The 26,118-nt window shown below is 59.9% G+C and carries 25 protein-coding genes; 12 read left to right on the forward strand and 13 right to left on the reverse strand.

From position 1 onward, the window contains the following. Nucleotides 1-2: 2 nt before the first annotated feature. From C4J86_RS10350 to C4J86_RS10365, 4 genes are read right to left on the reverse strand one after another with little or no spacing between them, the layout of a single operon-like run. Entirely contained in the window at nt 3-2,033 is a 2,031-nt protein-coding gene (locus C4J86_RS10350; RefSeq protein WP_124370308.1) for a chemotaxis protein CheA, read from the reverse strand. Nucleotides 2,034-2,074: 41 nt separating this feature from the next. Beyond that, on the reverse strand, nt 2,075-2,362 hold the full coding sequence (locus tag C4J86_RS10355) for a lipid asymmetry maintenance protein MlaB (RefSeq protein ID WP_124366579.1): 288 nt from the start codon (nt 2,360-2,362) through the stop codon (nt 2,075-2,077). Between the two features lie 15 nt (nt 2,363-2,377). Beyond that, on the reverse strand, nt 2,378-2,746 hold the full coding sequence (locus C4J86_RS10360; protein ID WP_124366580.1) for a response regulator: 369 nt from the start codon (nt 2,744-2,746) through the stop codon (nt 2,378-2,380). A 10-nt stretch (nt 2,747-2,756) separates the two neighbouring features. Next, the gene (locus tag C4J86_RS10365) at nt 2,757-3,971 is read right to left on the reverse strand and encodes a methyl-accepting chemotaxis protein (RefSeq protein WP_124366581.1); all 1,215 of its coding nucleotides are present in this window, start codon (nt 3,969-3,971) and stop codon (nt 2,757-2,759) included. Nucleotides 3,972-4,752: 781 nt separating this feature from the next. On the opposite strand from C4J86_RS10365, the gene C4J86_RS10370 reads away from it, so the two are divergent. Both C4J86_RS10370 and C4J86_RS10375 read left to right on the forward strand, forming a co-directional pair. Further along, nucleotides 4,753-6,054, forward strand: coding sequence for an Nramp family divalent metal transporter (locus C4J86_RS10370; RefSeq protein ID WP_124370309.1), 1,302 nt, complete (start codon nt 4,753-4,755; stop codon nt 6,052-6,054). A gap of 141 nt (nt 6,055-6,195) precedes the next feature. Continuing rightward, on the forward strand, nt 6,196-6,837 hold the full coding sequence (locus C4J86_RS10375; RefSeq protein WP_124370310.1) for a glycoside hydrolase family 25 protein: 642 nt from the start codon (nt 6,196-6,198) through the stop codon (nt 6,835-6,837). 202 nt (nt 6,838-7,039) lie between these two features. Here C4J86_RS10375 and C4J86_RS10380 read toward each other — a convergent pair whose 3' ends face one another. Next, nucleotides 7,040-8,314: a glycoside hydrolase family 68 protein gene (locus C4J86_RS10380; protein WP_124362326.1), complete on the reverse strand. Its 1,275-nt coding sequence runs from the start codon at nt 8,312-8,314 to the stop codon at nt 7,040-7,042. Nucleotides 8,315-8,603: 289 nt separating this feature from the next. On the opposite strand from C4J86_RS10380, the gene gcvA reads away from it, so the two are divergent. From gcvA to C4J86_RS10395, 3 genes are all read left to right on the forward strand, one after another. Continuing rightward, nucleotides 8,604-9,497 carry a transcriptional regulator GcvA gene (gene gcvA / locus C4J86_RS10385; RefSeq protein WP_124370311.1) on the forward strand — a complete coding sequence of 298 codons (894 nt, stop codon included), beginning with the start codon at nt 8,604-8,606 and terminating at the stop codon, nt 9,495-9,497. Nucleotides 9,498-9,574: 77 nt separating this feature from the next. Beyond that, on the forward strand, nt 9,575-10,402 hold the full coding sequence (locus tag C4J86_RS10390) for a DMT family transporter (RefSeq protein WP_124362328.1): 828 nt from the start codon (nt 9,575-9,577) through the stop codon (nt 10,400-10,402). Between the two features lie 29 nt (nt 10,403-10,431). After that, nucleotides 10,432-11,193, forward strand: coding sequence for an SDR family oxidoreductase (locus tag C4J86_RS10395; protein WP_124370312.1), 762 nt, complete (start codon nt 10,432-10,434; stop codon nt 11,191-11,193). Between the two features lie 231 nt (nt 11,194-11,424). Here the strand turns inward: C4J86_RS10395 and C4J86_RS10400 are convergent, their stop codons facing one another. Beyond that, nucleotides 11,425-11,607: a general stress protein gene (locus C4J86_RS10400; protein ID WP_124366593.1), complete on the reverse strand. Its 183-nt coding sequence runs from the start codon at nt 11,605-11,607 to the stop codon at nt 11,425-11,427. Nucleotides 11,608-11,906: 299 nt separating this feature from the next. Between C4J86_RS10400 and C4J86_RS10405 the strand changes: the two genes are divergently transcribed. From C4J86_RS10405 to C4J86_RS10420, 4 genes are all read left to right on the forward strand, one after another. Further along, nucleotides 11,907-12,131 (forward strand): hypothetical protein, encoded by a 225-nt coding sequence (locus tag C4J86_RS10405; RefSeq protein WP_124362331.1) that lies wholly within the window; start codon nt 11,907-11,909, stop codon nt 12,129-12,131. Nucleotides 12,132-12,290: 159 nt separating this feature from the next. Beyond that, nucleotides 12,291-13,175: a manganese catalase family protein gene (locus C4J86_RS10410; protein WP_124370313.1), complete on the forward strand. Its 885-nt coding sequence runs from the start codon at nt 12,291-12,293 to the stop codon at nt 13,173-13,175. Nucleotides 13,176-13,238: 63 nt separating this feature from the next. Next, the gene (locus C4J86_RS10415) at nt 13,239-13,748 is read left to right on the forward strand and encodes a ferritin-like domain-containing protein (protein WP_124370314.1); all 510 of its coding nucleotides are present in this window, start codon (nt 13,239-13,241) and stop codon (nt 13,746-13,748) included. A 107-nt stretch (nt 13,749-13,855) separates the two neighbouring features. Further along, nucleotides 13,856-15,481, forward strand: coding sequence for a histidine kinase famiy protein (locus C4J86_RS10420; protein ID WP_124370315.1), 1,626 nt, complete (start codon nt 13,856-13,858; stop codon nt 15,479-15,481). On the opposite strand, the gene cyoE is transcribed toward C4J86_RS10420, so the two are convergent. The 5 genes from cyoE to cyoA are packed head-to-tail and all read right to left on the reverse strand — an operon-like array spanning nt 15,453 to nt 20,172. Further along, complete coding sequence (gene cyoE, locus C4J86_RS10425; protein WP_124370316.1) at nt 15,453-16,349, reverse strand: heme o synthase; 897 nt, start codon at nt 16,347-16,349, stop codon at nt 15,453-15,455. The two genes, C4J86_RS10420 and cyoE, sit on opposite strands and share 29 nt — an antisense overlap. Beyond that, entirely contained in the window at nt 16,307-16,645 is a 339-nt protein-coding gene (cyoD, locus tag C4J86_RS10430; protein ID WP_124362336.1) for a cytochrome o ubiquinol oxidase subunit IV, read from the reverse strand. Before cyoD ends, cyoE begins: the two co-directional genes overlap by 43 nt. A gap of 1 nt (nt 16,646) precedes the next feature. After that, the gene (locus tag C4J86_RS10435) at nt 16,647-17,261 is read right to left on the reverse strand and encodes a cytochrome o ubiquinol oxidase subunit III (RefSeq protein ID WP_124370317.1); all 615 of its coding nucleotides are present in this window, start codon (nt 17,259-17,261) and stop codon (nt 16,647-16,649) included. A gap of 5 nt (nt 17,262-17,266) precedes the next feature. Further along, nucleotides 17,267-19,246 (reverse strand): cytochrome o ubiquinol oxidase subunit I, encoded by a 1,980-nt coding sequence (cyoB, locus tag C4J86_RS10440; RefSeq protein ID WP_124362338.1) that lies wholly within the window; start codon nt 19,244-19,246, stop codon nt 17,267-17,269. A 2-nt stretch (nt 19,247-19,248) separates the two neighbouring features. After that, nucleotides 19,249-20,172, reverse strand: a complete 924-nt coding sequence (cyoA, locus tag C4J86_RS10445) for a ubiquinol oxidase subunit II (protein WP_124370318.1) — start codon at nt 20,170-20,172, stop codon at nt 19,249-19,251. Nucleotides 20,173-20,397: 225 nt separating this feature from the next. On the opposite strand from cyoA, the gene C4J86_RS10450 reads away from it, so the two are divergent. After that, nucleotides 20,398-20,712 (forward strand): hypothetical protein, encoded by a 315-nt coding sequence (locus tag C4J86_RS10450; RefSeq protein ID WP_124370319.1) that lies wholly within the window; start codon nt 20,398-20,400, stop codon nt 20,710-20,712. Nucleotides 20,713-20,844: 132 nt separating this feature from the next. Beyond that, nucleotides 20,845-22,185, forward strand: a complete 1,341-nt coding sequence (locus C4J86_RS10455) for an APC family permease (protein ID WP_256680026.1) — start codon at nt 20,845-20,847, stop codon at nt 22,183-22,185. A 92-nt stretch (nt 22,186-22,277) separates the two neighbouring features. Here C4J86_RS10455 and C4J86_RS10460 read toward each other — a convergent pair whose 3' ends face one another. After that, nucleotides 22,278-23,447, reverse strand: coding sequence for a zinc-dependent alcohol dehydrogenase (locus C4J86_RS10460; RefSeq protein WP_124370320.1), 1,170 nt, complete (start codon nt 23,445-23,447; stop codon nt 22,278-22,280). After that, nucleotides 23,447-24,280, reverse strand: coding sequence for an SRPBCC family protein (locus tag C4J86_RS10465; protein WP_124370321.1), 834 nt, complete (start codon nt 24,278-24,280; stop codon nt 23,447-23,449). The genes C4J86_RS10460 and C4J86_RS10465 overlap by 1 nt, the downstream gene beginning before the upstream one ends. Before the next feature lie 273 nt (nt 24,281-24,553). Here C4J86_RS10465 and C4J86_RS10470 point away from each other — a divergent pair, with 273 nt between their 5' ends. Beyond that, nucleotides 24,554-25,687 carry an IS4 family transposase gene (locus tag C4J86_RS10470; RefSeq protein WP_124370322.1) on the forward strand — a complete coding sequence of 378 codons (1,134 nt, stop codon included), beginning with the start codon at nt 24,554-24,556 and terminating at the stop codon, nt 25,685-25,687. Nucleotides 25,688-26,118: the final 431 nt, after the last annotated feature.

Genomic DNA, 26,118 nt, shown 5'->3' on the forward strand with positions numbered 1-26,118 from the left:
CGTCAGCGAGCGACGACCGGGGGCGACTGAGGCGCCTGGGCCGTGCGAGCTTCCAGTTGTACGATTTGGTTGAGCAGTGCCGGTATATCCAGGATCAGGGCCACTGCGCCGCTGCCCAATATGGTCGAACCGCTGATGCCGCGCAGTGCGCCGAACAGCTTGCCCAGGGGTTTGATCACGGTCTGGAACTCACCGAGCAGGTCATCCACCACCAGCCCGGCTTTGTGCTCGGCGTAGCGCACCACCACCACATTCTGGCGGCGCGCGGCCGGGCCTTCATGGCTGAAGTGGTCGCGCAGGTGCACCAGCGGCAGTACCTCGCCACGCAGGTCCAGATAGCCCGTGTCGCGGCTGGACTGGCGCTGGTGATCGTCCAGTTCGATGCATTCCTGAACCATGTCCAGCGGAATCACGTAGGTGGATTGGTCGATGCCGACCAGGAACCCATTGATGATCGCCAGGGTCAGCGGCAAGCGAATGCGCACCACGGTGCCCTGGCCGGGACGGCTGTCCAGGTCGACGGTGCCGCGCAGCAACGTGATATTGCGCTTGACCACGTCCATGCCGACACCACGCCCGGACAGATTGGTCACCGCCTCGGCGGTCGAGAAACCGGCCTCGAAGATCAGGTTGTAGATCTCCTGGTCGGTGAGCACCGCGCCGCTGGCCACCAGCCCGCGTTCCTGGGCCTTTGCCAGGATACGTTCGCGGTTGAGCCCGGCGCCGTCGTCGGCGATTTCGATGACGATGCTGCCCGAGTCATGATAGGCGTTGAGGCTCAGGTGGCCTCTGGTCAACTTGCCGGCCGCGCGCCGCGCCTCGGCGCTTTCGATACCATGATCCATGGCGTTGCGCAGCAGGTGCATCAGCGGGTCGCCGATCTTCTCGACCACCGTCTTGTCCAGTTCGGTTTCCGCGCCACTGATGATCAGGTCGATGTCCTTGCCCAATTCCTGGCTGACATCGCGCACCACGCGGCGAAAGCGGTTGAACGTGTCGCCGATGGGGATCATGCGCAAGTGCAGGGCGCCATCGAGTATTTCTTCCACCAGCCCCGATACCGTCGAGGTGGCCTCTTGCAGCGGGTCGTTATTACAGGAGCGGGCCAGCAGGCTCGCGCCAGCGCTGGCGATAACCAGCTCGCCGACCAGGTTGATCAGTTCGTCGAGCTTGTCGGCGTTGACCCGCACGTAATTGCCATCCCGGTTTTTTTCGCCGGCCGCCGCCACGCGCTGCTGCGCGGGCGGGGCAAATTCAGCGCGGGGGGCCACCTCGGTCGCGGGGCAGGCAGGGGTGTCGCCGGGTTCGTCGACGGCGCTGATGCTGACTTCACAGTCGTCACGCACAAAGTCGAACACTTCGTTGAGGGTGGCGTGGCTGGCCGTCGAGCGCAGGACGATTTCGAACCCCAGGTAGCAGCTTTCCGGGTCCCAGCTGTCCACGGCCGGAATGCCGTCGGTCAGGGTGGTGACCTGCAACAGCGTGCCCAGTGTGTCGAGGTAGCGCAGGAAGGACAACGGGTCCATGCCGTTGCGAAAGACGTCCACGCCGAAGCGCAGGGAAATATGCCAAAGCACTTCGTCCGCCGTGGCGTCGTCCACCGCCGCGGTTTCGACGCGGGCAGTCGCGGTCTGCAGCGGCTGATAGGCACTCAGCGCCTCGCGCAATACCTCACCGCGCTCCAGCGCGGCAGGTGTGGGCGCTTCACCGCGGCTGGCGACCACATCGATCAGTTCGAGCATGTGGTCGCCGCACTTGAGCAGCAGCGCGATCAATGCGGCGTCCACCGCTACACTGCCGTCGCGCAGGCGGTCGAGCACGTCTTCGACGATATGCGTGAACCCCACGATCGACGCCAGGCCGAACAGGCCCGCCGACCCCTTGATGGTGTGCGCGGCGCGGAATATCGCGCCGATGGCATCCTGATCGCCGGGCTCGCTTTCCAGTTGCAGCAGGGATTGCTCCATGGCCTGCAACAGTTCGCGCGCCTCGACGATGAATGTCTGCTGTGCCTGATCGAGATTGATGCTCACCTGGACCTTCCTTGTCGATCAATGAGAGTGGGCAGCGCTGGCTACAACGCGGCGTTGCGACACAGTTCAAGCGCCTGGGTGACCGCCTGGCTCTGGCCGGTCACGCTCAAGGCGGTGCCGGCAATGCCGGCTTCACGCTGGATGACCGCGAGCAACTGCAAGCCGGCGCCATCCATCTCGGTGACCTGTGACAGGTCCAGCTCCAGGCGAGGCGCCGCGCCCATTTGCGGCAGCAACACGCTCGCCAGTTCGGCCACGGTGTAAATCGTGAGTTCGCCGTCAATGCCCACGCGGGCGGTGTCGTCGAGTGTTTCGCACGTTATCGGCATGGGGGCCTCCCGGTGTCAGGGCAGGATCAGTTTGGATACGGCTGCCAGCATTTGCGCCGGCTGGAACGGCTTGACCACCCACGCCTTGGCGCCAGCAGCCTGGCCTTCGGCCTTTTTCGATTCCTGGGACTCGGTGGTCAACATGATGATCGGGGTGAACTTATAGTTGGCCAGCTTCTTGACCTCCTTGACGAAGGTGATGCCGTCCATGTTGGGCATGTTCACGTCGCTGATGATCAGGTGCACTTTCTGCCCGTTGAGCTTGCTCAGGGCATCCCTGCCGTCGCTGGCCTCGATCACGTCGTAACCGGCGCTTTTCAAGGCAATGCCGACCACTTGCCGCACGCTGCTGGAGTCGTCGACCACTAGTACATTCTTCGCCATGAGGGGCTCCTTAAAAAAACGTGATGTCTTGAGAATTCTGTTGCACGGACGCCGCGCCATGGTGCGTGCGCCGTTGCTCATCGGTGGCGTAGGTGGCTTCCATGCGCGCCAGCCACTGCCGGGCGTCGACGGCCACGGCCTGGTCCGGGGATTGGCGGGTCTGCATAAGGTGCTCATGCAAGGCGTGCATGTTGTCTCGCACATGGCTGAGGATCTGGCTGACCCGGTCCTGGAATTGCAGGTTGACCAGTACTTCAGTCATCTCATCACGAATGCCGTGGCTTTCCTGCTTGAGCAGGTCGGCGGAGTCGGCCAGGCGCCCGGTGATGTTCTGGAAGCGTTCGAGCACCAATTGAATGCTGTTTTCAGAGGCGGCCACCGAGTTGCTGTCCTGGTCGGCACTGCTGGAGGCGGCCTGCACCAACTGGGTGATGGCGTTATTGATGATGTCGACCTTGGCCGACATCTGCTGGCCGGTTTCGCTGGATTTGCTCGACAGGCTGCGCACCGCATCGGCCACCACCGCGAAGCCGCGACCGGCTTCACCGGCCCGCGCCGCCTCGATGGCCGCATTGAGCGCCAGCAGGTTGGTTTGTGCGGCGATCGCGGCCACATCGGCGGCCATGGTGCGCAGTTCGCCGGTATAGGCGGTAAGGCTGCGTACTTGGGCGAGCGTCTGGTCACGGCTGGTTTGAGTGGCCTTGAGTGAGTTGATCACCTGGCTCAGCTCGCTGTCGCTGCGCGCCAGCACCTCCAGCGCGCCGTCAGCGGCCTTGCCGTCTAGTTCGCCGGCAGCCTGCTGCGAGGCTTGTACCGTGTCCTGCAATCGCGCAGCTATCCCGGTAAATCGGTTGGCCAGGCTCACAATCGCGTCTTCGGTCTGCTGACGCGAGCTTTCCACCTGCTTGGCCCAGATCGGCATGGCGCCCAGCAACACTTCATCGAGCTGTGCCCGCGAGTCCATGCCGCTATGCGCCGCCTGCGCGCCTGACTGATCCGCCAGCGCCCACGCGGTGGCTCGCAGCACTGCGTCACGCTGCGAACCGGCGCTCCAGGCGCACGCACCGAGGCCGATCAGCACCAGTACCGCGCAGGCCGCCAGGCTGGCCACAGAGGTTGACTGCAACAGGGTCCATATAACGGCGGGCACCACCGGGATGAAAGCGAACCAAAGAAAGCGCGGATGACCAGGAAGGGGGATGTGGCTGGATTGACGCTGGGCCATGAGTTCGTTCCTTGAACAGTCTTGCGGATATAAACAACATAGGGGTTATCTGCTGTATTTAGAATAGCTTTAGCCTGTAGCTATACCGTCCGTCCGGTTGATGATAATTATATTACTTACTTAGAGAGATATTGGTGGTAGTAAGTAGAAGGAGATGGGGAGGGTTCTAGTGTCCGCGTACGTCTTGATGTTTATCGATTAATCGGGCAGGCAGATTCAAAGTGACAATTTAGTTGAATCGTCGGAAAGTTCGTACCAAAGCGGCTTTATATTTATTGCATTTATTATTATCGCATCGGTTATTGCTACCGTTATTCTCGCGGTGCTGTTGACCAAGAGTATTGTTCGGCCTCTCTCTTAGTTGATTCTTTTACAAATGAACCTACATTGAACGAATTGATTCGAGAGACGAATCCGGTATTGCTCAAGTCGTTGAATGACCCAATGATTGCTTTCTGCCAGTGGTGCTTTGGGGCAGCGGCCAGGAGGGCGGGGGTCTCACAGGTGATTTCTTATTTTTGTGATCGTGGTAGGTCATCCTATGACTTTGCCTGAACGACAGCAATAGCTGCTTTTCTCAGGATTGAAACATAGGCCGCGGCTCAGGCGCAGCGTTTGCGTGAATTTAACCGGCTCAATATCATTTCTACAGTCCGACGCCTCCGCTTTCTGCTGCTGAAACATTTATAAACACTCTCGTTCAGGAATTGTTGTACGACATCATATCTATCGTGTTCGACTGCGCTCGTTCTCACAAAAAAAATAAATGGAGATACCCTCTATGACGAGCATTCGTTCCGTCGAAGGCCAGGCTGCGGCGCCCGCGCAAAATCGATTTTCCCGAATACTCAAACTGCTGGGCCCCGGAATCATCGCTGTACTGTCTTGGCTGGGCGCAGGTGACCTGATCACGTCGTCCGTGGCCGGTGCCAATTACGGTTACGCAATGATGTGGGTGCTGGCGGTCTCGCTGCTCTTGAGATACCTGATCGTAAACATCATCGCGCGCTTCCAGTTGTGCAATAACCAGGGCATGACCATCCTGCAGGGCTATGCCCAACTGAATCCCTTTTTTGCCTGGTTCATGCTCGTGTACGCCCTGCTGATGGGGCACTTGATGAACGCCTACATGATCAAAGGGGCGGGTGAGTCGCTGGCAATGCTGTTTAAAAGCGACCAGCCACTGCTGTGTTCAATGGCGGTGGTACTCGCTGTGTGGATGCTGGTGGGGCGTAATATCTATTCGATGATCGAAGGCGTGATGAAAGTGCTGTTGGCGATCATGACCCTGGCCTTCATTGCCTTGGCCGTGATGTCGGGTCCTGATGTGGTCGGCATCGTCAAGGGCACCATCGGCTTCAGCATCCCGCCGGATGAAGGCGTGCACGGCGCGCTGCTGGTGGCGGTATCGGTTATCGGCGCGGTTGCAGGCTCCATCGCCAACTTCGTGCATCCGTATGTCATGCGCCAAAAGGGCTGGGTCGGGCCGCAGCACAAGCGTGTTCAGCGTAACGATCTGCTGTTTGCAGTGTTCGTCGGGATCGTCATCAATTTGGCCATCTGGATCGTCGGCGCGGAAATCCTGCGGCCCAACGGCATCGAGGTGAAGACCTTGGGCGATCTGGGCAAGGCCCTGGAAATGTTCTTCGGCCCGGTGGGTTGGTATGTGTTCTTCATCGGCGTGTTCGCCACCTTGTTTGCCAGCATTTCCGGCAAGACCACGGCGTTCCCGATGCTGATTACCGATGCCTTCCAGCACGTTCGTCCTGAACGTCGCGAAAAGTTCGGCAAGGAATTTCATCATGACCCGATGCATAAGTGGTTCATGCTGTTCATCCTGGTGACGCCGTTGATCTGGTCGCTGCCAGGCATGCCGGATTTCGTGACCCTGACCATTGGCGTCAGCGCGTTGAACATCATTGGCTTGCCGGTTATTTCCCTGGGCCTGCTGATCATGTCCAACCAGAAGTCGCTGCTGGACAAGCAATATCGCAACAACCTGTTTGAAAACATCGCGTTGCTCTTCGCTACAGGCCTTGCGCTGTGGGTCGCCTTCCAGTTGGGCGTCGATCTGTTTACCTAAACAACCAGCCACCGGGGGACCCAATGTGCCCCTGCATGAGCGGGTTGGATGTAAAGCGTCGTGCGGTATCCCGATAGTGCATGGCGGCTGGTCGTCGATGGAAAGATGCGACGACAAGACATCCACAGCAGGGGAACAGATATGAGTTGCGAAGGACCGATCAACGATGCAAACGCACGTGGCATTGACGTTTCGCGCTGGCAGGGCAACATCGATTGGGCGCGCGTGGCGGGCGCGGGTGTCACCCATGGGATAGCGAAGATGACGGAGGGTGGCGACTACACCGATCCCAAGTTCGTCGAAAACTTCCAAGGGATGAAAACGAACGGTCTGAAGGCCGGTGTGTACCACTATTTCCGTGCGCTGAGCAGCACGCCGTGCGAGCAACTGGCCAATATCAAGGGCCGGCTCGCCGAAGTGGAATTCAACGTCGGGCAGGACATCCTGGCCATTGATGTCGAGACCAATCGCAACGAAGGGGCCACCCCGGATCAGATGGCTGATGCCCTGTTCCAACTGGTGACGCTTGTCAGGGTGTCGCTGCTGGAGGGTGCGTATCCGCATATTTATGCGTCGCCCAGCATCTGGAGCAACAGGGTGGCCTGGCGCAAATATGACTTCAGCGAATGCCCGCTGTGGATTGCCCATTGGGGAGTCGCTGAACCCACCGTGCCGCAAACCTGGAGCACACACGGCAAGAGCTGGCAGTGGTGGCAACACAGCAGCAAGGGCCAGGTCGAGGGTATCCAGGGCGCGGTGGATCTGGATTGGGTCAAGCCTTGAAGGCAAACAGCACAACGGCTCCGATTGGGCCGTTGTTCCAGGCGGGATACCCCTGCGCGCAAACGCTGGAGCCGTCAGCGTCGCTGCGATAAGACCTCATCCGAACCGGCTACATTCCTGTCGCCAGTTCGCAATGAGGCAGACGTATCAGCAACGGGTTCTCATCGAACTCAAACCCGTTGCCTCAAAGCCCTGTAGCGCTTTACTTGAGCGTGACGTCAAGCATCGGCGGGATGTAACCGTAGTCATATTCAGCGACCACGAATGTCTGCTGCCCCTTGATCTTGATGCCCACCGTTGGTGCCTCGGTGCCGCCGATACGCATCGTTGTCCCGCTTTCGCCGGTAGGTACGCTGTCGATAAAGGAAGTCACCAGACCGTTGGGCATCACGCAGTGGGAGTAGGTCTGGAAGGGCTGGGAAGACGGGTTGCCCAGGACCAGGCCGGAACCGTTCAAGGGCACGTAAGGGCCGAACAGCGAGTCGGCGACAAAACCGTACACCCCGTCTGGCCCGGTTACCCCGTCGGCATAGGTGAAGGTGTGGCTGATAGTGAACAGGTAGTACTTGCCGTCCTGGAACACGAAGTGCGGACGTTCGGTCTGGTCATTGACGCCGACTGCGGTCAGCAGCGGCGGCAGCATTTCCCAGTCGTCTCCATCCTCATCACGGGCCACGGCGATACCGACGCAGGCCGTCTGGAAGCGCGAGTTGCCGACGTCTTCATAGCCCGGCGGCACATCGCCGATTTCCGCCTTACCCACCGTGTGCGAGCCACGCTCGCCAGCCACGTTGCCCTCGAACAGCATGTACAGCTTGCCATCCTTCGGGTCGCGGAACGGCCACGGATCGCGGAACCCCCAGAACGCGTTCTGCGCTTCGGTCTGGTACATCTTGCCGTCGGCCTCGAACAGCGGCTTGACCTTCTCGAAGCCCACCAGGCTGACGCCATGCTCGGTGGTCACCACGCGGCCACGCACCTTGACGATGGTCGCGCCTGGCGTGACTGCGGTGTAGTACAGGTCCACTTCACCTTGTTCGTTCAACAGGATCGGCGTGCCGGCCCATTCACGAACGGTGGGCGAAACCCCTTCAGCCATGACCCGGCCGCCGAGTTTCCAGTCCTTGCCGGTGCGGGAGAACCAGTAGTACATCTTTGCCCGACCATGGCGATCGTTCCAGTCGCGGGTGATGTCGTAGTTGCCATTCTGATCGAGGTATTGCGGATCGGTAGGGTGGCGGTCTGCGGTCAGGGTGAAGATCACCGACCAACCATCGACGGAGGTGATGTTGCCGTCGATATCACGCAGCGGCATGGTGTCCCAGATAAACACCTTGTCGCTCAGTACCGGGAAGTCGGCACTCACCAGTGGCTGGGTGGTGGTGGGGTCGTCTGCGCGGACTTTCAGCGCATCGGCGCGGGTCCACAGGCTGGGTTGATGGGGCGTTTTGCCAAATTTTGCGGTGATGCTTTTCATAAGGTAAACCTCGTCCATGAAGGTAGATAAATACTGTATTCATATACAGTGATTTGACTTTAGAAGACTCTATCCTTCGGGTCAAGGAGAAAAATGCATTTATGCATAATTAAAGCTTTTAGGTGAGCTGATACGTTTCACCTGAAGGTTTTTATGGAAGTTTGGCGCTGTGTAGGCGCCCTTACGGTCCTGGGTTTAAATGGATGACGGTAATAAGCGCCGCACTTGCCACTACCATGAGCCAACGCTCATGCTCAGCGTTTTCCAATCACTCGCCGGACACCCACCCATGAGAGACCTGCCGCCGACCGCCACACTGCGAGCGTTTGAAGTTGCCACCCGGCACCCAACCTTTACGGCGGCCGCGCAGGAACTGCATGTCACCCAGAGCGCTGTCAGCCATCAGCTCAGGCATCTGGAGGCGTTGTGGGGGCTGCCGTTGTTCGAACGTGGCAAGGCATTACGCCTTACGGCGGCAGGGGCCACGCTGGCGCCTATCGTGCGGGAGTTCTTCATGAGCCTGGAGGCGACCCTCGGCGATCTGCGCGAGCAAAAAGGCAGGGTGCGCCTGAGTGTCAGCACCACCTACTCCTTCGCGTTGAAATGGCTGCTGCCACGCTTGCCGAACCTGGCTCGCCAGCACCCCGAGCTGTTGGTGTCGCTGCACACCACGGACGACATCATCCACTTTTCCGGCAACCAGGCCGATGTTGCGATCCGGCTGGGCAAGGGTAATTACCCGGGCCTGCATACAGAGTTTCTGTTTGGCGAGCAGGTGTTTCCGGTGGCCAGCCCCGAATTGCTGCGGCGTATGGGGATACCGCGCAGCCCGGAAGAACTGTTGCAGTTTCCGCTGCTGATCCGCGACGGCGCCGAGCTGGCGCCGAAATGGGAGGTCTGGTTTGAAAGTGTCGGGCTGGCTTTTTCGCCGCTCAAGGAAAGCGTCAGGTTTGGCGACACCAACATGACGGTCGAGGCCGCCTTGCTCGGCCACGGCGTGGCGTTGGTGCGCAGTCGGCATGTGGAGAACGAAATCAGCGATGGCCGCCTGGTGCGGCTGTTCGATGTGCCGTTCCCATCGCCGCTGGCCTACTATTTCGTGTGCCCCAAGGGCATCGAAGCGCAGCCGCATATCGTCAACTTTCGCCGTTGGTTGAGCAGTGAGGCGCTGAAAGTGCAATGAGCCGGGTCTGAGGATTTGCTCATGCTGCGATGAAGAGACTTCGCTGAAGGCAGGGCGTTGGATTGCTAGGATGGCGCATGCCTATTCATTTGATCTGCCTGGTGCTTTTCGCCGCGCTGCTGCATGCCAGTTGGAACGCACTGCTGCGTGGCGGTGCCGATCGACTCTGGTCAATGACGGTGATGTGCATCGCCATCGCCATCACCTGCGTCGTCGCCGCTGCGTTCCTGGTGCCGCCCGCTATTGAAAGCTGGGGCTATGCGCTGCTGTCGGCATTGCTGCATGTGGGCTACAACCTGTTTCTGGTGCGCAGTTACCGAGTCGGTGACCTCGGGCAGATCTACCCGATATCCCGTGGCTCGTCGCCGGTGCTGATCACGCTTGGAGCTGCCGTTTTCGCCGGCGAAAGCATCACCCCCGGCGAGTTGTTCGGTATTGCGCTGGTATCCGGCGGGATTATTTCCCTGGCGTTCCGAGGCCGCAGGCTGTCGGTGCCCAGCTTGCCCTATGCGCTGGGCACTGGCTGCTTCATCGCCGCCTATAGCGTGGTCGACGGCATTGGCGCCAGGCTCTCCGGCGCGCCGCTCGGCTACACGGTGTGGATGTGTGCGTTGTGGGGCGTGCTGATGCCAGTGGTGTACATCGGCCTGCGCGACGCCCGCAGCTTGTTCCGCGTGCGGCCCGGCATTTTGACCGCAGTGGTCGGCGGGCTGGTCTCGTTGCTCGCCTATGGGATTGTCATCTACGCCATGAACGAAGCGCCGTTGGGCGCGGTGTCGGCGTTGCGCGAAACCAGTGTGTTGTTCGCGGCGTTGATCGGCTACCTGTTCCTCGGCGAGACGCTCACGGCACGGCGGGTCCTGGCGTGCGCAGTGATCGCCAGCGGCATCCTCATTATCGGTTGATAGGGCTGACGGCTCAGGAGGGTATTTCAATGGTTAACGTCTCACAGGCACCGCTTATTCTGATAACCGGTGGCAGTCGCGGAGTGGGCGCAGCCACCGCCCGGCTGGCTGCCGCAAGAGGCTACGATGTCGCGATCAGCTACGTGGCCAATGAGCCTGCGGCCCTGGCGGTAGTGGCGCAGGTGGAAGCATTCGGGCGCCGAGCCCTGGCCATGCAGGCCGACAGTGCGGACCCGGCACAGGTCGCCGAGTTGTTCAGCGCCATCGACCATACGTTCGGGCGAATTGATGTGCTGGTCAATAACGCCGGGGTACTGGCGACTCAGTCACGCCTGGAAGACCTGGGTTTCGAACGCATGCAGCGCATCTTTGCGGTCAATGCCATAGGGCCGATCCTCTGTGCCCAGCAGGCGGTGAAGCGCATGGCTTACCGGCACAACGGTCCGGGCGGCGTGGTGATCAATGTTTCTTCGGCATCGGCGCGCCTCGGCAGCCCCGGCGAATACGTGGACTATGCGGCGTCAAAGGGCGCCCTGGAGACGTTTACCATCGGCTTGGCCAAGGAGGTCGCGCGGGAAGGCATACGCGTTAACGGTGTTCGCCCAGGGCATATCTATACCGACATGCACGCCAGCGGCGGCGAGCCGGGACGCGTCGATCGCGTCAAGGATTCGATTCCCATGGGCCGTGGCGGTCAGCCGGAGGAAGTGGCACAGGCCATTCTATGGCTGGCCAGCGCAGAGGCATCGTTCGTTACGGGTACATTCCTTGATGTGACGGGGGGTAAATAAAAAAGCCTGCCTATGTTTTGTTCGCACTTTCCTGAGTTGCAGCAACACGCCAGCGCAACAACTAGTCAGTGACAGTTGTTAGTTAAATTAGTGTGCGCAGGCGAACTAACGATGCCTGGCCTGACGTAGGGCTCGTTGTGTACGCGCCAACAAGGACGTTCAAACGATCGGCGCAATGAACGGCAATTGCGTGAATTGAAGGGGCAGCGAGGCTGCCCCTTCCACTCTCACTCAAGAGCCCGACTTCCGGCCGCCGCCATGGCTGTTCTGCCCGCCTTTACGGCCCGCCTCGGACGCTTTGTCACGGTCATTGGCGAAGTTGCCGCCCGACGATTGGCCGCCTTTTTTCCCTGCTTCGGATGCTTTTTCGCGATCGTTGGCAAAGTTGCCTGGGTTTTTATTGCCTGTAGTCATGACAGTTCTCCAGTCGCTAAGTTAGCGTTTCGTTAGTTGCCCGTTATGGCAGCGGGCATTTATTCCGATAGCGACGCCAGCAGAAATGTTTTACTGATTTTTATAACAGGCGACGAACGGCAGATAAACCGGGAAAGTTGTACAAGTTCGCCGTCTTAACGCCGCTTCGTATAAGTTTTTCCCGTTGCTGCGTGCCGGCAATAACAGCGTTCACGCCATTCGTCTTTTTCGTTGCACTTGAACTCCATGGGCCGGCTCAAACGAGGTTCCCCCTCTTTGTGAACTGGAGATTTTTTGCCATGAACCATGACCCATCCAACTCACAGCACCGACCAGTAGAACCGCTCGATAAGCCGAATGACGATGGTTGCGTGATCGGCACCGCCGGCCGTGACGAAGACCCAAACGCAACCACTGACTGGGACCACCCCGACAGCCATGCGACCGCTGTCGAGGCCACCGTGACGCCGCCTAACGGCACGCCCGGGATCGACACCGTTCCAGAGGCGGATGATGCCAGCTAAGCAGCAGCGCCGCCGTTTCGCTTGTTGTGCGACGGTTAACCGCTCGTCGTGATGCGCAAATTAATTTTGAAATTTTTCACGCGCCGCTCGCTTCCCATGAAAGGTAGGCGCGCATTCCCAAGATGCCGCCACTTTCAGTAAGCCTGAGGAGATTTGTTGATGTTCCTACATAACAAGCGACTTCAATACACCGTACGTGTGGCCGAGCCCAACCCGGGTCTGGCGAACCTTTTGCTCGAGCAGTTTGGCGGAGCTCAAGGTGAGTTGGCGGCCGCATCCCGTTATTTCACCCAGGCCTTGGCTGAGGACGATCCAGGGCGCAAAGACCTGTTGATGGACATCGCCACCGAAGAACTCAGCCACCTGGAGATCGTCGGCTCGATCATTGTGATGCTCAACAAGGGCGCCAAGGGCCGAATGGCCGAAGGCGTGGAGGAGGAGGGCGAGTTGTATCGCTCACTCAACGGCGCTGGCAATGATTCCCACATCACCAGCCTGTTGTACGGTGCGGGGGCGCCGCTGATCAACTCGGCCGGAGTGCCCTGGACAGCGGCTTACATCGACACTATCGGTGAGCCCACGGCGGATATGCGCTCCAATATCGCCGCCGAAGCACGCGCCAAAATCGTTTATGAACGGCTGATGAACGTCACCGACGATCCAGGTGTGAAGGATGCCCTCGGGTTCCTGATGACCCGTGAAATCGCGCACCAGATATCCTTTGAAAAAGCGCTGCATTCGATTCAGCCGAATTTCCCCCAAGGCAAGTTGCCAGGCAAGCCGGAATTCACCCAGGTGTACTACAACATGTCCCAGGGCGCGGAAGACCTGCGTGGTCCTTGGAACCAGGGCGATGAATGGGAGTTCGTGGAGAGCCCGCAACCTGCGGTCGATGGCGGTGATGGCACGGCCAGCGTGCAGTTGGACGCCGACGACGAAGCGCTGCTGAGCGCGATGAAAATCCGCACCGCCTCCGACCCTACCAGCGACCCCACCACCGGCGCTGACCTGGGCGCGGGCCTTCAGCCCAAGCCTGATCTTTGATGCGCGGCAGCCGCACGCTTTCGGGCGTGCGGCTCTTTTATTGGCTTGAAGAGGAGTAACAAGATGGCGACCCCACAGGAAAACCTGCTCGACTGGCTACGCGATGCCCATGCCATGGAGCAACAGGCCGAAAAAATGCTAAAGGCACAATCCGAGCGACTGGAACATTACCCGAAGCTCAAAGCCCGGATCGACGAGCATATTCAGGAAACCCTCGGCCAGCAGGCGCTCATCGATGAATGCCTGGCGCGTCTGGGCGGCAGCGCGTCGACCTTGAAAGACATGGGCGGCAAATTGATGGCGTTCGGGCAGGCGGTTGGTGGCTCACTGATGAGTGACGAGGTGATCAAGGGCGCGATGGCCGGCTATGTGTTCGAAAATATGGAGATTGCCAGCTACACGGCGCTCATAGCGGCCGCGAAAGTAGCCAGAGACGCCGAGACACAAGCGGCCTGCGAAAAGATCCTGCCCCAGGAAATTGCAATGGCCGAGTGGCTGCTCGAGCATCTGCCCGAGCTCACCCAGGCATTTCTGGAGCGCTCTGCAGCGCCCGACACAGAGGCCAAACGCTGAGATTGCGCGCGGCGCCCCGTCGGCGCCGCGCGTGATTGGGCGCAGCCTCGCACTCCGCTGCATTTTCACGGTCAATGGATCACGCACCACTTATCTGGAGGTGAACCGTGGACACAAAGAAAAAGCCCACAGTCGGCGCTGATGCGTTGGCGGTGCTGTCTTCCGACCGTAAAGATCTGTTCTTCGCCGCCATGCAAGCCAGCCACAGTGCGATGATCGTGACCGACCCCGCGCAGCCCGACAACCCGATCATCTTCGCCAACCCGGCGTTTCTTGCGCTGACCGGGTTTGAGCATGACGAGGTCATCGGACGCAATTGCCGGTTGCTGCAAGGGCCAGAAACCGACAAGAGTGCTCTGCGGCAGGTGCAGCGTGCGCTTGAGGGCCACCATGAGGCCTGTGTCGAGGTGCTTAATTACCGCAAGGACGGCTCGACCTTCTGGAATGAGATATTCATCTCGCCGTTGTTCAACGAGCGCGGCCAACTGGTGTACTTTTTTGCCTCCCAGCTGGACGTGAGCCGGCGGCACGACGCGGAACTGCGCGTGCGCCGCGTCCAGGACCTTGAAGCGCTGGGGCAACTGACGGGTGGCATCGCTCATGACTTCAATAACCTGCTGCAGGTGATGGTCGGGTACCTGGAGCTGATCCAGCAGAGCGCCAAGCGCCCCGGCAGCGACCCGCAGCGCATCGTCAACAGTGCCAGCCGTGCCCGGGCGGCCGCTGAAAAAGCGCAAACCCTGACCCAGCAATTGCTGGCGTTTTCGCGCAAGCAGCGGCTCGACAGCCGTGTGATCAATCTGAACAGCGTGTTGAGTCGGCCCGACTTCAGGAGCGTACTGCATGACGTCGAGCTGCACATAGAACTCGCCGACGATCTGTGGAACTGCTGCATTGACCCTGCCCAGGCAGAGCTGGCGGTGCGGCACTTGCTGTCGAATGCCCAGGATGCATTGCAAGGGTGCAGCGAGCCAGCAGTGACGGTTAAAACCCTCAACATCCAGGTGCCGGGCGAGGTCGGTGCTGAACGTGATGGCCTGGCCGAGGGCCGCTACGTCAGCATCTCGGTGTCAGATAATGGCAGCGGCATCACCGAGGGTATTCAGGATAAAGTCATGCAGCCGTTCTTCACCACCAAGGAAGAAGGCAAGGGCTCGGGCCTGGGACTGTCGATGGTGTATGGCTTCGTCAAGCAATCGGGCGGCACGGCGCGGATCCATTCCTATCCGGGTGTCGGTACCACCATACGCCTGTACTTTCCGGCCGATGACAGCCAGCCCTGGGTCGAGCAAACATCCGCCACCGCCTCACTGCAGGGCCACGAGAACATCCTGATCGTGGAGGACCGGCCCGAGGTGGCCGAGTTGGCGCAAGTGATCCTGTCTGACTACGGTTACCGGACCGGTATCGCGCACACCGCCGCCGAAGCATTGAGCATGCTCCAGAGCGTCCCGTATGACCTGGTGTTCAGTGACTTGATCATGCCGGGCGCGATGAATGGGGCGGTACTCGCGCGTGAAGTATCGCGCTTGTATCCGCACGTCAGGATCCTGCTCACGACCGGCTATGCAAAAGACGCATTGGAGCGCGCGGAAATACAGGTGCATGAATTCGAGCTGATTCAAAAGCCCTATCAACCCACGGATCTGCCCCGAAAAATCCGCGCGGTGCTGGATGCCGGATCTACGGGGACAGCCGACACGGTCAGCGGAGTACTGCCAGCGACAGGTTGAGTACCAGCACCAGCAGAATCGAGCATCCAAATACCCTGCGCGCCCAGCGGGGCGGGTCCGTCAGGCGCGTGGCGCTGGCAGCGAGCGCCATCCAATAACCGCAGAACCCGAGCATCAGCGCGAAGTACACGGCGTTCATCTGCGCAACCACGCCCAGCGCCATGGTGCTGGCGAGGAATGCCAGCATGTACGCGTGTATCTGTCGGTGGGCCTCGGGCAGGCTCAGCAGGGGCAAGCGCGCGGCGCGAAAGTCCTCGCGACGCATCACGGTGATGGCATGGGAGTGAGGCATCTGCCAACAGCAGAACACCAGCACCAGCAGCATCGCCGTGGCGTCGAACCGACCGCTTACCGCGCAATACCCGATCACCGGCGGCATTGCCCCGGAAAGGCTGCCAATCAGGGTTGCCCAGTGGGAGCGCCGCTTCAGCCAGTAGGTATAAACGCCTGCATAAACGACCAGCCCAACCAGTGCCAGGGTGCAGGCCAGCATATTGCTGCCAGCCCACAGCAAACCGAAGCCGGTGACACCCAGGGCGATGGCGTAGCTGACGGCGGCGGGCACGCTGATGGCGCGCAGTGCCAGCGCGCGGTGGCAGGTACGCACCATGCGTCGGTCGATATCCCGGTCGGCACAATTGTTGATGACACAGCCGCAGCCGATCACCAGTGCGGTGCCAATCAGGGTGGCCAGCAAGTGGGCGGGATTCGCCAGATGGCCGCTGCCCGCGAGGAAGTAGCCCCCCAGCACCGACGCGAGATTGCCGAAAATAATCCCCGGCTTGGTCAGTTGAACCCCTACATTGAACAGCCCCAGCCAGTGTTTCAGTGCGCCAGCATGTTGTGATGAATACTGTTCATGATCCATAGCGAAAGTCCTACCAGCAGAAGGATGATGACCGTCGAGAAAATCAGCGCAATCAGGTTCCAGCGTTGCTCCTCGGCGGTATCCAGATGCAGGAAGAACTTCAAGTGGACCACGATTTGTATCGCGCCCAGCGCCACCACCAGCCAGGCGGTGGTGGTGCGTGGCAGTGACGGGAACATCACCATGGCGAACGGGATCAGGGTGAGCAGCACCGACACCAGGAAGCCGACCAGGTAGGAGCGGCTGCTGCCATGGCTGCTACCTGCGCTGCTGTGAACCGAACTTTGTTTGTACATGTCACACCACCCCCAACAGATAGACCACGGTAAAGACGCAGATCCACACCACGTCCAGGAAATGCCAGAACAGGCTCAGGCAACTGAGCCGGGTGGCGTTGGTGCTGGTCAGGCCACGCTGGTGCACCTGCACCATCAGCACCGCCATCCACACCAACCCCGTCAGGACGTGCGCGCCGTGGGTGCCGACGAGGGTGAAGAAGGCAGTCAGGAAGCCACTGCGGTCCGGCCCATATCCCTCTTCAATCAAATGATGGAATTCGTTGATTTCCATGGCGATAAACCCGGCCCCCAGCACGAAGGTGAGCCCCAGCCAGCGCAGAACCTGGGACTGCTGGCCACGGTTCATCGCGAGCATCGCGTAGCCGTAAGTGATGCTGCTGAGCAACAGCAGCATGGTTTCACCCAGCACATAGGGCAGCTCGAAAATGTCCGCACTTGAAGGGCCGCCCGCCACGCTGTCGCGCAACACCGCATAGCCGGCGAACAAGGTCGCGAACAGGATGCAGTCGGTCATCAAGTAGATCCAGAACCCGAACAGGCTCAGGGAACCGGCGTCTTCATGCCCTTGTTCGTGGGTGTGGGCGATGTCTTTTTCGATCACGATATTGGACATAAGAGTCAAGCCTCTGCCAGGTCTTTGAGACGGGCCGTTTCGATGCGCGCCACCTCTTCTGCGGGCACGAAGTAGTCAGTGTCTTCGTCGTAACTGCGCACCACGAACGCAACCACCGACGCCACCAGACCGAACGCCGCCAACCACCAGATATGCCACACCAGGGCGAAGCTGCAGATCAGCGCGAACACACTGATAACCAGGCCCGAGGCGGTATTGCGTGGCATATGGATGCTGCGATAGTCGGTGTGGCTCAGGGTGCTCACGCCGCGCTCCTTCATGCCCCAATAGGCGTCCAGGTCGTCAACCTTGGGTTGCTCGGCGAAGTTGTACACCGGCGGCGGAGAGGAGGTGGCCCATTCCAGCGTGCGCCCGTCCCACGGATCGCCGGTGAGGTCGCGATACTGGGGGCTGTGGCGGTTGCGGATACTGACGAACAGTTGCAGTGCCTGAGCGGCCACGCCGCAGAGGATGATCGCCACCCCGACCAACTCCAGCAGCAACCAGGGCCGCCATTCCGGGTTGTCGAAATGGTTGAGGCGCCGGGTCATGCCCATGAAGCCCAGCACGTACGACGGCATAAAGGCGAAGTAGAAGCCGATCAACCAGCACCAGAACGCGATGCGCCCCAGCTTGTCGTTCAAGCGGAAGCCAAAGGCCTTGGGGAACCAGTAGGTCAGGCCGGCCATATAGCCGAACACCGCGCCGCCGATGATCACGTTGTGAAAGTGCGCGATCAGGAACAGGCTGTTGTGCAGCAGGAAGTCGGCGCCGGGAACTGCCAGCAGTACCCCGGTCATCCCGCCGATGCTGAAGGTCACGATAAAGCCCATGGTCCACAGCATCGGGGTTTCGAAGCGCACTCGGCCGCGGTACATGGTGAACAGCCAGGTGAAGATCTTCACCCCGGTCGGCACGGCGATGATCATCGTCATGATGCCGAAGAACGCATTGACATTGGCCCCCGCGCCCATGGTGAAGAAATGGTGCAGCCACACGATGAACGACAACACGGTAATCGCGATCGTTGCCCATACCAGCGACACATAGCCGAACAGCCGTTTACTGCTGAACGTGGCGGCAACCTCCGAAAATACCCCGAACGCCGGCAGGATCAGGATGTACACCTCCGGATGCCCCCAGGCCCAGATCAGGTTGACGTACATCATCGGGTTGCCGCCGGCTTCGTTGGTAAAGAAATGCATACCCAGGTAACGATCCAGGCTCAGCATCAGCAGGGTGGCGGTCAGGATCGGAAACGACGCGAGGATCAACACCGAAGTGCACAGCGCATTCCAGGTGAACACCGGCATCTTGAACAGGGTCATGCCTTGGGTACGCATCTTCAAAATCGTGACGAAGAAATTCACCCCTGTCAGTAGCGTGCCAATGCCGGATATCTGCAAGGACCAGATGTAGTAATCCACCCCCACACCGGGGCTGTACGCTAACCCGGATAACGGCGGGTAGGCGACCCAACCGGTTCGCGCAAACTCACCGATCCCCAGTGAGACGTTGACCAGCGCGGCACCGGCCACGAACAGCCAGAAGCTCAGTGCGTTGAGAAACGGGTAGGCCACATCGCGTGCGCCGATCTGCAACGGCACCACAACGTTCATCAAGCCGACCACGAAGGGCATGGCCACGAAAAAAATCATGATCACGCCGTGGGCGGTGAAGATCTGGTCGTAGTGTTCCGGCGGCAGATAGCCCGGCCCGCCACTGGCGGCCATGGCTTGCTGGGTGCGCATCATGATCGCGTCAGAAAAACCGCGCAGCAGCATCACCAGTGCAACGATGATGTACATGCAGCCGATCTTTTTATGGTCCACCGAGGTGAACCACTCGCGCCACAAATAGCCCCATTTGCGCTTCCAGGTAATGGTCCCCACCATCGCTACACCGATCAGGCCGATAATGGCCAAGGTGTACATCACGATGGGTTCAGTGGTTGGAATCGCGTCCCACGACAGTTTTCCGAACATTGTTACCGCTCCTCAGCCAGCAGACTCGGGTGTTGATCGGCGCGCGTTTCAACGCCGCTCACGGGTGCGCGCTTGGGTTTATTGGCCTTGTTCATGCCTTCGTATTTATCGACGATGTCCAGGAACAGCCGCTCCTGAACCGCCGAGTAGTAGGTCACCGGGTGCTTGATGGTGGGCTTGGCCAATTGCGCATAGCTCGCCTGGTCCAGTTGCGTTGCCGCGCCCTTGACCTTGCTCACCCAGCTTTGGAAGTCGGCGGGGCTCAGCGACAGGGTAGAGAAATGCATGTCGGAAAAACCGGGGCCGTTGTAGTTGGCGGCGATGCCCTTGAATTCGCCGGTCTCGTTGGCGATCAGGTGCAGCTTGGTCTGCATGCCGGCCATGGCGTAGATCTGCCCGCCCAACGCCGGGATGAAGAAGGAGGTCATGGCCGCGTCGGAGGTGATGGTGAAGCTCACCGGCGTGTGCACCGGCAGGGCCAGTTCGTTGACGCTGGCGATACCCAGGTCGGGGTAGATGAACAGCCACTTCCAGTCGGTGGCCACCACCTGCACATTGATCGGCGGCGTGTCCGAGTCGAGCGGGCGATAGGGGTCGAGGGCGTGGGTGGTTTTCCAGGTCACCCAGCCCAAGGCGATGATGATCAGCAGCGGCACGCCCCAGACGACCGCTTCGATCTTGTGGGAGCTGGCCCAGCGTGGCGAGTAACGCGCTTTCTTATTGGTGGCACGGTAGCGGTAGGCGAATACAAACATCAGCACGATCACCGGCACCACCACCAATAACATCAGGCCCGTGGCGAGGATAATCAGGTCGCGTTCATCGGTTGCAACCTGCCCCTTGGGGTTGAACACCACGAGGTTGCAGCCGGTTAATAAGAAAGTGCTGGCGAGATAGGCCAGGCAATAACCCATCGTTCGTTTCATGCCTTGCTCCTGTTGTGAAAACATCCGTGATTGCGCTTTCGAACAATTTGAATGGGGCCCTCAGGGGTTGGTTTAACAAAATGTTACGTCGCCTGACGAACGGTTTAACAAGCGAAACGCTAATGAGGCTTCTATAAAGTTCGCCTTGGAAAAAACACGGAATCCCTGCTAAAGAGTTCAGGTCTTAGTTGAAAGACCAACCCCTAACGGTCTTGGAGAACAGCTATGTTCATTCGCGGCAATACCTATAACGCCTGGGCCGCAAAAGCACTGGACGAAGAGTGCTTTACCCAGGAAGTGGAAAACGGCTGCCATATCGAAGTCAGGGCCCGCGAGCGGGAGGATGCCGATATCGAAGTGCTGCTGTGCGTTTACACCGCTACGGGCCAATGTGTCGCTGAGCGCACCAAGCAGTTACCGGGCGCGGAGTGGACAGTGCCTGACGCGCTCAAGCGCGGTATCGACCAGGCCGAAAGGATTGCCGGGGGCGAATCCGGTCGATTGCCCTGCGCTGACGCACACGGGCACGACGACGACTGACGAGGCGCCTGCGCTGGATTCTCACGAATAAAGGAACTTTGGTGACGCGGGCATTTTCCATTGTAGATAGCCCTGCCTCAGCCGGCCCGTGCCGGCTGATCGCTGAACGCAAACCGCCGCCAGAGCCGCCCCATGACCGAATCCACTCTCAGCCACGCCGAACCTTCCAAGCCGTCCTTGCGCCGCGCCGTCACCGGCCCGATGTTGTTCCTGTTCATCCTGGGCGACGTGCTCGGCGCAGGCGTGTATGCGCTGGCCGGCACCATCGCCGGCCAGGTGGGCGGGGCGATCTGGGTGCCGTTACTGGTGGCGCTATTCTTCGCCATGCTCACGGCCGGCTCATACGCCGAGCTGGTGACCAAGTACCCGCACGCCGGCGCCGCTTCGGTGTTCGCCGAGAAGGCGTTCAAGTCACCGCTGGTCTCGTTCCTGGTGGGCTTTTGCATGCTCGCAGCGGCCGTGACCAGTGCGGCCGGGTTGTCACTGGCGTTTGCCGGGGACTACCTGGCCGCGTTCATCGACGTCTCCCCCCATGTGGCGGCGCTGGTCTTCCTGGTGGTAATTGGGCTGTTGAATGCCCGCGGGATCAAGGAGTCGCTGGGGGCCAATATGGTCATGACGTGCGTGGAACTGTCCGGGCTGTTGTTGGTGGTTGTCGCTGCGGCGTGGTGCTTCCAGGCCGGTGAAGCCAACCTTGGGCGGGCGTTTGAATTCAAGCCTGGCGTCAATCCCATGCTGGCCGTGCTGGGGGCTGCGTTGTTGGCGTTCTATTCGTTTGTTGGCTTTGAAACGTCGGCCAACCTGGCGGAGGAAATCCGTGGGGTGCGCAAAATTTACCCGCGTGCGTTGTTCGCTGCGTTGATCACGGCCGGTATCGTGTATATGGCGGTGGGTGTCGCTGCATCGGTGGTATTGCCGATGGATAAGTTGACGGCCACTTCGGCGCCGTTGCTCGAAGTTGTGCGGGCCTCGGGCTTGAACATTCCACCCCAGCTGTTTGCCTTCATTGCCTTGGTGGCGGTGGCTAATGGCGCTTTACTGACGATGGTCATGGCCAGTCGCCTGACCTACGGCATGGCGCGCATGGGCCTGTTGCCGGAGCCGTTGTCGCGGGTGCTGCCCAAGCGCCGCACGCCTTGGGTGGCGATCATCGCCAGCACAGCCGTGGCGATTGCGCTGACCTTGACCGGCACGCTGGCGGCATTGGCTGAGACGGTGGTGTTGTTGCTGCTGTTTGTGTTTCTCAGTACCAACCTGGCGGTGCTGGTGTTGCGCCGTGACCGGGTGGAAGAACGGCATTTTCGCGTGCCGAGTTGGGTGCCGGTGTTGGCGATTGTGTCGTGTTTGATCCTGCTTAGTCAGCAGAGTCTGGATACTTGGCTGCGGGGTGGGGCGTTGATGGTGCTGGGGGTGGTGTTGTATGGGTGCAATCGGTTGGTGGCGCCTGCTGTTCAGGAGCCAAAGCCTCTCTAACTGACGCGCCGCGTTCCAATCATGCTGGATCAGAACGGGTCCATATCCGTTGCTGCGGTAACGGATATGGACTCAGTCAACCCCACCTCCCATCAGGGCCTGAACACTACCCGCATACATGCATCCGACTTCTCCTTGAACATCGCGTATCCCTGCGCGCCATCTTCCAGACTCATCGGATGGGTCAACAGATAAGCAGGATCCAACTCGCCTTTCTGAATATGCTCAAACAAGGTCGTCGCATAACGCTGCCCCGGCTGCTGCCCGGCTTTCAACGTCAGGGCCTTGTTGACGATCGCCCCCATGGGAAACTTGTCGAGCAGCCCCCCATACACCCCGACTACCGACACCGTGCCGCCTTTACGGCAAGCACGTATGGCCTGCCTGAGCACACTGCCGCGTTCGGTGTGCAGCCTGAGCAATTGCTTGGCCTTGTCATAGGCATAGTCGATCTCGGTACCGTGCGCCTCCATGCCCACGCAGTCGATGCAGCGGTCCGGCCCACGGCCACCGGTCAGTTCCAGTAAGGCGTCATGCACATTGGTGAGCTCGTAGTTGAGCGGGATCGCCTTGCCGCGCTCTTGTGCCAGGCGCAGCCGGTCCGGATATCGGTCGATCGCGATGACCCGTTCTGCACCCAACAGATAGGCGCTGCAAATAGCCATCTGACCCACGCCGCCGCAGCCCCACACCGCCACGGTATCGCCGGGCTGGATGCCGGCATTGTCCGCCGCAAAGTAACCGGTCGGCGCTGCATCCGACACGAACAGCGCCTGCTCGTCGCTGACCCCGTCGGGCACCTTGAACAGGTTGACGTCGGCGAACGGCACCCGCACGTAGGTGGCGTGGCTGCCGGGGTAGCCACCGAAGGCATGGCTGTAGCCGAGGATGCCGCAGCACGGCTGGCCGTACATAAGGTCCGTCGCCGAAGGGTTGGGGTTGGAGTTATCGCAACAGGAGAAATCGCTGCGTTGGCACGGTTCGCAATTGCCGCAGCCGATGATCGAAATGGTGACCACTTTGTCACCCTGGCGCAGGTCCGTGATGCCTTTGCCCACCTCGACGACTTCCCCCATGAATTCGTGGCCGATGATATCCCCAGGCTTCATCGCCGGTACGTAGCCGCCAAGCAAATGCAGGTCGGAACCGCACACGGAAGACAGCGTGACGCGAATGATCGCGTCACGCGGGTTGAGGATCGTCGGGTCGGGAACGTTGTCGACTTGCAGTGTATTCGGTGCTTGCCAAGTGAGTGCGCGCATCAGTGATTTCCCCCTTCAATGGCGACGCCGGTTTTGACTGCCGGGTGATCGGTGGTCACCTGGTCGTCGGCGGCGTGTACGTAAAAAAAGTCGTCGTCCTGTTCCGGTCTGAGTCGGTTGTTGCTGACCTCGCCGGTTTCCAGTTGCTGCTTCACCGCCTGCAATGCATTGAGCAAGGCTTTGTCACTGAACAGGCTGATTGCACGAGCGAGGCCATAGCCCAACTTGCCCATGGCCGGCTTGCAGACCACCACCGCTTTGACTTGCGTGCCACGGCCGGCGGGAGCGGGGGTCAGTGAGACGGTAATGTCGTGCGCCCAGCGCGCATCGCCTGGGGTTTTCCAATGCAACACGGCCGGCTCCTGGGTTTGGGTCTGGATCAGCGTGCACTGCACGCGTTTGCCGACGGGAGCGCGGAGCGTCCAGCGCGTGGTGTCCGGCAACAATTGTTCGATGCTGTCGACCCAGCGCAGCAGCGGGCCAATCTGCTCGGGCCGGGCGAGGAAAGCAGACACCTCTTCGAGCGGGCGACCTATTGTGATACTGCGCGTGATCGCCTCGCTGATCGGCCAGTGATGCTCGCGACTGAACTGCTGTTCGAAGGGGGTTGGCGTCAGTGCCTGCTTCAGCGTGCAATGGCCGGCCGTACCGCGAACTAACGCGTAGGCGCCTGCTGCAGTCTGCAATGCGCCGCCCAATCCGCCGGTGCGCCAGCCGTTCAGCAGCAGGGCTGCGCCGGCCGTCAGCGAAAGTGTGCGTTCGGCCTTGGTCAGCGTGCCGCGTCGATGGGTGTCTTCAGAGGTATGGTGCGCTATCAGTGGATGCTCAGTCATGTTGCAGTCCTCCAACGGGTGTGTGTGCGGTAGAAAATCCGCTGCCGTTTGAGGTTCCACAACATTTTGCGTAGGGGGATGAAAGGTGTCAGCGCCTAGGGAGCATAGGTATCTACACAGCTTTAGCATGGCCCTGAACCTGTGACGGCTCTGGAGCCGAAGCCTCTCTAACTGACGTCTCGCGTTCCAAATGTGGGAGGGGGCTTGCCCCCATATGCGCTAACCAAACCCCAAAAGATATAATCAAGTCTGACTCTTTAGGATGCGAGAGCAGTGACAATAGACCCAACACAAAAACTGAATGAAGACTGGCCCAAGCTCCTGGCACTACTACCGCCTGGATGGGAAGCCAAGGCAAAAGAGCTGGGGGCCCTGAAGTTCGGTCGCCGATTCAGCGGGCCAGAGAGTCTATTGCGCACATTATTGATGTACATGAGCGCCGATTGCTCGATGGTCGAAACGGTAGAGCGAGCGCGTACAGGGAAATTGCTGGAGTTATCAGACGTGGGCCTTCTCAAGAGGGTCAACAAATCGGGGGCCTGGCTAGGTTGGATCACAGAGCAGTTGATCCAACAATCGCCGGTCGCGGCCATGCAATGCCCGGCGCTGCTGGGGAGACGAATACTGGCTGCTGATGGCAGTGTCGTAATGGAGCCTGGCGCGGTCACCTCAACATGGCGGCTGCATTACACGATGGATATCAGCACGTTGCGTTGCTGTGAAGTGCAAGTGACACCGTCCAAAACAGGCGAATCGTTGACTCGGTTTTCGGTGCAGCAGGGCGATGTTTTCATCGCGGATCGAGGGTTTGCCAACCGGCGTGGAGTCAATCATGTACTCAATGCAGGCGGTGACATCCTGGTACGAATGAACCTGAGCAGCCTGCCGCTTAGCGATGAGCAAGGGTCGCCTTTTGAGCAACTGGCGCGACTACGGACCTTGCAGCCAGGGCAAACGGGCGAGTGGGCAGCTGTGATGAAAGGTTCAAAGGGGGATATTGCAGTACGTGTGTGCGCCTATCGAAAAACCGACGAGCAGCGATCGCAAAGCGAGTGCAAGCTCAAGAGAGTCGGGCAAAAAAAGCAGAAGCAATTGAAACCTGAAACGATGGAAGCGGCCGGTTACGTGGTGCTGGTAACAACCTTGGACTGCCTGGATACGCAGGAGGTTTTGGCTCTCTATCGGCACCGTTGGCAGGTGGAGTTGGCGTTCAAGCGGATGAAGTCATTGCTGGGGTTATCCCACCTCAGAAAGAAAAATCCGGAAGGCGCAAAAGCATGGTTGCAAGGGAAATTATTAGTGGCTTGCCTGATTGAGCGGTTAATCGCAGCGGGCGAGCATTTTTCCCCTATCGAGGGAGACGAGACAGAAAAAGGAAGTGCCGCCACTCCGTTGTCACTGGCGTGAGATGGCCTTTATTTACTGGCTACTTTGCAGCGCGATCAATCCCCACTTGTCGTTGTTTACGTGTATCGAGAAGTGGGGAGATATCAGCCAGGCACTGCGTGAATCCCCGCGAAAACGAGGACGCCAGCAGGACGAGTTGTGGGGAGGGAGGTTTGGTTAGCGCATATGGGGCTTGCCCCCGATGGCGGCCTGACAGCCGACCAGGGTGTTGGATCAGAGCGAGTACATATCCGTTGCTGCGGTAACGGCAGCTGGCGGTTCCGCTCTTACAGCGTGTCACTTTTGGAAGGACCCAAAAGTAACCAAAAGGTCCTCGCCCCACCACTCGGCACCTCGCCCAGGCTCGGTGTGCCCGTAATCCGACAGTGATTTGGGGGGGCCGCCGCCACGCGCCATCCATGGCGCGGGGCGGCTAAACCGGCATCCCTGCC

The organism is Pseudomonas sp. R2-7-07 (assembly GCF_003852355.1).
Classification (GTDB): domain Bacteria; phylum Pseudomonadota; class Gammaproteobacteria; order Pseudomonadales; family Pseudomonadaceae; genus Aquipseudomonas.

What these genes read in the sequence shown, in the direction of transcription:
- C4J86_RS10355 (WP_124366579.1), bottom strand. Translation starts at nt 2,362, where the DNA reads ATGCCGATAACGTGCGAAACACTCGACGACACCGCCCGCGTGGGCATT.
- C4J86_RS10360 (WP_124366580.1), bottom strand. Translation starts at nt 2,746, where the DNA reads ATGGCGAAGAATGTACTAGTGGTCGACGACTCCAGCAGCGTGCGGCAA.
- C4J86_RS10365 (WP_124366581.1), bottom strand. Translation starts at nt 3,971, where the DNA reads ATGGCCCAGCGTCAATCCAGCCACATCCCCCTTCCTGGTCATCCGCGC.
- C4J86_RS10370 (WP_124370309.1), top strand. Translation starts at nt 4,753, where the DNA reads ATGACGAGCATTCGTTCCGTCGAAGGCCAGGCTGCGGCGCCCGCGCAA.
- C4J86_RS10375 (WP_124370310.1), top strand. Translation starts at nt 6,196, where the DNA reads ATGAGTTGCGAAGGACCGATCAACGATGCAAACGCACGTGGCATTGAC.
- C4J86_RS10380 (WP_124362326.1), bottom strand. Translation starts at nt 8,314, where the DNA reads ATGAAAAGCATCACCGCAAAATTTGGCAAAACGCCCCATCAACCCAGC.
- gcvA (WP_124370311.1), top strand. Translation starts at nt 8,604, where the DNA reads ATGAGAGACCTGCCGCCGACCGCCACACTGCGAGCGTTTGAAGTTGCC.
- C4J86_RS10390 (WP_124362328.1), top strand. Translation starts at nt 9,575, where the DNA reads ATGCCTATTCATTTGATCTGCCTGGTGCTTTTCGCCGCGCTGCTGCAT.
- C4J86_RS10395 (WP_124370312.1), top strand. Translation starts at nt 10,432, where the DNA reads ATGGTTAACGTCTCACAGGCACCGCTTATTCTGATAACCGGTGGCAGT.
- C4J86_RS10400 (WP_124366593.1), bottom strand. Translation starts at nt 11,607, where the DNA reads ATGACTACAGGCAATAAAAACCCAGGCAACTTTGCCAACGATCGCGAA.
- C4J86_RS10405 (WP_124362331.1), top strand. Translation starts at nt 11,907, where the DNA reads ATGAACCATGACCCATCCAACTCACAGCACCGACCAGTAGAACCGCTC.
- C4J86_RS10410 (WP_124370313.1), top strand. Translation starts at nt 12,291, where the DNA reads ATGTTCCTACATAACAAGCGACTTCAATACACCGTACGTGTGGCCGAG.
- C4J86_RS10415 (WP_124370314.1), top strand. Translation starts at nt 13,239, where the DNA reads ATGGCGACCCCACAGGAAAACCTGCTCGACTGGCTACGCGATGCCCAT.
- cyoE (WP_124370316.1), bottom strand. Translation starts at nt 16,349, where the DNA reads ATGGATCATGAACAGTATTCATCACAACATGCTGGCGCACTGAAACAC.
- cyoD (WP_124362336.1), bottom strand. Translation starts at nt 16,645, where the DNA reads ATGTACAAACAAAGTTCGGTTCACAGCAGCGCAGGTAGCAGCCATGGC.
- C4J86_RS10435 (WP_124370317.1), bottom strand. Translation starts at nt 17,261, where the DNA reads ATGTCCAATATCGTGATCGAAAAAGACATCGCCCACACCCACGAACAA.
- cyoB (WP_124362338.1), bottom strand. Translation starts at nt 19,246, where the DNA reads ATGTTCGGAAAACTGTCGTGGGACGCGATTCCAACCACTGAACCCATC.
- cyoA (WP_124370318.1), bottom strand. Translation starts at nt 20,172, where the DNA reads ATGAAACGAACGATGGGTTATTGCCTGGCCTATCTCGCCAGCACTTTC.
- C4J86_RS10450 (WP_124370319.1), top strand. Translation starts at nt 20,398, where the DNA reads ATGTTCATTCGCGGCAATACCTATAACGCCTGGGCCGCAAAAGCACTG.
- C4J86_RS10455 (WP_256680026.1), top strand. Translation starts at nt 20,845, where the DNA reads ATGACCGAATCCACTCTCAGCCACGCCGAACCTTCCAAGCCGTCCTTG.
- C4J86_RS10460 (WP_124370320.1), bottom strand. Translation starts at nt 23,447, where the DNA reads ATGCGCGCACTCACTTGGCAAGCACCGAATACACTGCAAGTCGACAAC.
- C4J86_RS10465 (WP_124370321.1), bottom strand. Translation starts at nt 24,280, where the DNA reads ATGACTGAGCATCCACTGATAGCGCACCATACCTCTGAAGACACCCAT.